This window comes from Desulfobacter sp. UBA2225 (assembly GCF_002348205.1).
Classification (GTDB): domain Bacteria; phylum Desulfobacterota; class Desulfobacteria; order Desulfobacterales; family Desulfobacteraceae; genus Desulfobacter; species Desulfobacter postgatei.
In genome coordinates, this window is sequence record NZ_DDYV01000024.1 from 1 (window position 1) to 3973 (window position 3973).

At 46.0% G+C, this 3973-nt stretch carries 5 protein-coding genes; 1 reads left to right on the plus strand and 4 read right to left on the minus strand.

Translation table 11 applies throughout. From position 1 onward, the window contains the following. On the plus strand, window positions 1-206 hold a 206-nt coding region (locus tag B3D59_RS00980; RefSeq protein ID WP_286817214.1), incomplete at its 5' end, for a hypothetical protein. 414 nt (window positions 207-620) lie between these two features. Here the strand turns inward: B3D59_RS00980 and B3D59_RS00985 are convergent. The 4 genes from B3D59_RS00985 to B3D59_RS01000 form a co-directional block, all read right to left on the minus strand. Beyond that, complete coding sequence (locus tag B3D59_RS00985; RefSeq protein ID WP_286817215.1) at window positions 621-953, minus strand: type II toxin-antitoxin system PemK/MazF family toxin; 333 nt, start codon at window positions 951-953, stop codon at window positions 621-623. Beyond that, window positions 941-1162 (minus strand): antitoxin MazE family protein, encoded by a 222-nt coding sequence (locus tag B3D59_RS18380; protein WP_286817216.1) that lies wholly within the window; start codon window positions 1160-1162, stop codon window positions 941-943. Before B3D59_RS18380 ends, B3D59_RS00985 begins: the two co-directional genes overlap by 13 nt. Before the next feature lie 175 nt (window positions 1163-1337). Next, window positions 1338-2108 (minus strand): PEP-CTERM sorting domain-containing protein, encoded by a 771-nt coding sequence (locus B3D59_RS00995; protein ID WP_286817217.1) that lies wholly within the window; start codon window positions 2106-2108, stop codon window positions 1338-1340. Window positions 2109-2398: 290 nt separating this feature from the next. After that, the gene (locus B3D59_RS01000; protein WP_286817218.1) at window positions 2399-3133 is read right to left on the minus strand and encodes a DUF4114 domain-containing protein; all 735 of its coding nucleotides are present in this window, start codon (window positions 3131-3133) and stop codon (window positions 2399-2401) included. Between the last annotated feature and the right edge of the window lie 840 nt (window positions 3134-3973).

Consider the following 3973-nt stretch of genomic DNA (forward strand, 5'->3'; position numbering starts at 1 on the left):
AAGTTATTTTTTCTCAATTACTTAAAAAGCCGCCTACCCGGGTGATGCGGGGATCATTCTTGATTTTGAAGATAGGGCCTTCCTCCTTGCAGTCCATGACCAGTGGCTCGGCGTCCTTGAGAAGTGAGCGGGGAATGGCGATGATCGACCATCGTCGATGGTATTGTTTTTCAGCCATTCGTGGATGTTATCAACAGTTCCAATGAGCGGAATACCCCGCTGGTAGCCCGGATGGAGTGAAACGAAATCCGGGGCAGGGTGTGCCACGAAGTCATGGAGCTCCCCGGATTCCGCTAACGCTGCATCCGGGCTACCGGTCTGATTTCTGTCATCTGTCCCCTGAAATGGGTTGCGGGATTCATCCCGCGTTAGTGCCTTACTGCTGAACTCCTGTTAAGAAAAACACGAAATTCAGAGGAATTGATGGGCACAATCCTGGTCTGAGGGGACAGATTTTAATTCTGTCCCCAACTGAACATGACCGTTTCCCGTCTTCGAAGCTCTGGCGCCGTCCTGGATAGAGCAATTAATGGGCACGCTTCGCTTTGCCCATCCTACCCCTTCTGACTACTGACTACTGACTACTTGGGTTGCGGGATTCATCCCGTGTTAGGAGGTTATCAGGTAAATCCTAAGAATACGGCAAGACAGCGCTCTATCTCCAGCATTGTCTTGCCGTCAATTTTACCGAATGGCTCTCCAACCTTCTCTCTTACTACGGTCATGGTTTTATCCACCATTATTTGGGAAGCTTTCTTGAGTCCGTTGGTAATGCTTGGCTCAATTGTTACCCGAAATAATGGGGCATCGACCATCGTGTTTGTTACAGGTAGAATGGTCACGGTCGCATGTTCATCGAATCGATCGGACTGGAGTATCAAGGCCGGCCTTGGCTTGCCAAAACTACCCTGCATGTCCACGGTCACAAAATCCCCACGATTCATTCTACCCATCCATCTATATCTGTTACAGCATTGTTCATGAAATCTAAAAGTGCAGCATTCGCTCTGTCTGCCTGCGCGGCCAGTCTTGATTGACGGCGACATTCATCCGTAAATTCAGGTCGTCTGGTGTCAGGGACCCAAAGTTGAATGGGGCGTAAACCGGCATTGCGAAGTGCGGCCCTCCGCTTTTGCACTCTTTCGGTAATTGGTGTTGCCATGATATTTTTCTCCCATTTTTTGTTACATGTAACTGTCGGCAGGGAGGTTGTCAAGTCGTTTTTACTATCTTTTTCTCAATGTCATTTACGGCCCTCTTTAAATTTTGACAAAAAAAGGGCGGAGCCATTTGGCTCCGCCCGGAGAAAAAACGAAATTATGACAAGAGATATAAGCTTATTCTTTGTTCATCCTGCGGCGTTGCAGGCCCGCCAAGCCCATCAGGCCGGTGCCGAAGAGGAGCATGGTTGCCGGTTCGGGAACGGGGACATCGGCACTTCCGTTGATGGCGTCATTGCCGCATGACATAGTCCAGTGGGCGTCAAGGGTGAAGATACCGGTAAGACCAAGGGATGTAAGGTCAAAAGAGACGGTTCGCCAGTAAGAAGTTCCGTCTTGACCGGCTGCTGTTGTGCCGTTAGCTCCGGAAACCATTGTTCCCCCGTCCATGGCAAAGGGGTTGGAGGTGGTAAAAGCTATGTCATCATTCCATTCTGTAACACTGTAAAGGCCAAAATCGTCTTTTCCATCAGCATTGTTATCTGCCTCAACCAATTCACCATTGTAATAATCTTTAGTGAACAGGCCAAAATCAAAAGCATACTCATAAGTAGAGGCATTGCCATCGAATGAGAGGGCCAGGTCGCCGGCATAATAATCTTTATTGTCAGTATATTTAACATGTCCGTCCACCAGATCAAATCCAGCCTGTAGTCCGACGAACAGGGTATTGCCCACTAATTTATAGGCAAGGTATTCGGCATCAAAGGTTTGGCCGCCGACACCGGGGCTAATGCTTCCGTCATCATTTGCTATTTGTGTCCAGCCATCGGCGGCGGGAAACAGGCTGGCCGCGTTGGCCGTCTGGCAGCAGGCTGCCAGAATTCCGAGGGCGGCAAGGCCTTGGCAGGTGTATTTTTTCAGGTTGGATGATACATTTTGCTTCATGGTTTAATGCTCCTTGTTGCGTAAAAAGGTGGTAATGATGCCTAAAACGGCTTGATTTATCTTGAAATTGTGCAAGCAAATATTGTGCCAATATTGAGATGTTTTTGCTTGAGATGCCGTCTGGCAACATGCCAACCCTTCTCTTTACTTTCAGAGAAATTTCCTGACCCCCTGAACAAAAAAACTCCTTTTGACCTTTTTGAAGGAACTTTCCAAAAGGCCAAAAGGAGTAAGAGGAGGCAGCGCGATACAAAAGCGCTGTGTGTCAAAGATCAGCTAATAAACAGCCCTTAATTCTTTTTACGTCTGGTGACAAGCCCGGCAAGACTGGCAAGGCCAGTGCCAAACAGAAGCATGCTGGCTGGCTCAGGGACTGGACTTACAGATTCTACCATGACGACGAAGTCGTCCCAATCTTGGTCACCTCCGCCAACTATGTCTTCCCAAGCTAAAACGTATTCACCAGTACCCCAAACTCCAGCGGCATATGGGGGGATCTGAATTGTATCTGTCCCAAGTCCTTGATACGCAAACATATGATCAAATTGATCTGTATTCAACAAGGTGTCGCTATAAAAGGCTGAGTCAGGAGTATCTAAATAATAACCAAAGTTATTACCCGCAAAGTCGATGCCTGTATCTGCGAAATTTACAAAAACTGAGCCATCACCTAGGATAGAAACTTGTTTTTGAGCTCCAGCTGCATCTGCACCCGCAAAAATTTGAACAAAATTTGCAGAATTTGCTGCGTCATAAATGCCAAAAGTGTTGCTTCCTGCATAACCGGCTAACTCGATGACTATCGTTGAAATGCTTCCGCCTGAGCCGGCGATTGCCCAATAATCATCGAGACCCTCTGTGATATAATCTGTGGTGACGTCAATACTGCTATTCCCTATAGGATCTTTTGTAATACCATCTAAAACTCCTTGCAGTGCTGCCCCTGGCACAGCCATTGCGTTCCCAGCCATCAGCCCTACTCCGATTGCTCCCATGGCCAAACTTGCCAAAACTTTCTTTTTCATTTTTTTCTCCTTGTTTCTTCATTTTCAACTTAATTTGAATAGGCAGGACTTTGGTTAATAATCCTGTCCCTTTCCCCTCTTGCTTAATTGAACGATCCCTGTGCTAAATCTTAAGCAAATAGCATGCCATAATTTCGTTGATAGTGGATGGTTGTTCTGTCTCTTGCTAATGATGGTCATGAGTTGTGATGTAACTGTTTTGAATGTATGTGGATTGATAAAATATTATGTTTTTGTTTTGGCGGCAATGGGTAAAAAAATACTATTTCTGGTAGCGACGAGTGAAGTTACCGGGGGAATTTGCGTTAATTTTCCGGAAAATAGAAACCATGGCTTAAAGACTATTTTGAACGGGTGAATGACAGGTGTCCTCGCAAAGCCTTATAGCAAGGGGGTTGGCGCTGAAACGGCAAAGATGGAAAATTTGGGGGAAAAAGCGTTCTTTTTATTTTTCCGGTTTACCGGAAAAATAAAAAAGTTGTAATCTGTTAAAATTGCTAAAGAAAAATGATTGGCAAAGGGAAAATTCCGGAAAACCGGAATTTTTTTATGATTTTCCGGAAAAGTTAATTTACGGGGGATTTTTTTCAGAGAGAAGAAGAGGGTCAGGTCTTGAATTGTTAGTTTTGGTGCTTCGAAAATCGGGGACAGAATAATTTTCGCCAAAGGCCGCATAAGGGACTGTAATTCATTCACACAGAGAGAGGGGTCAGGTCTTGAATTGTTAGTTTTGGTACTTCGAAATCGGGGACAGAATGATTTTCGCCAAAGGCCGCGAAAAAAATTCTGTCCCCTTGGTGCGGTGTGAAGGCAGGATTTCAGCGCAGGGGGAGATGGTCA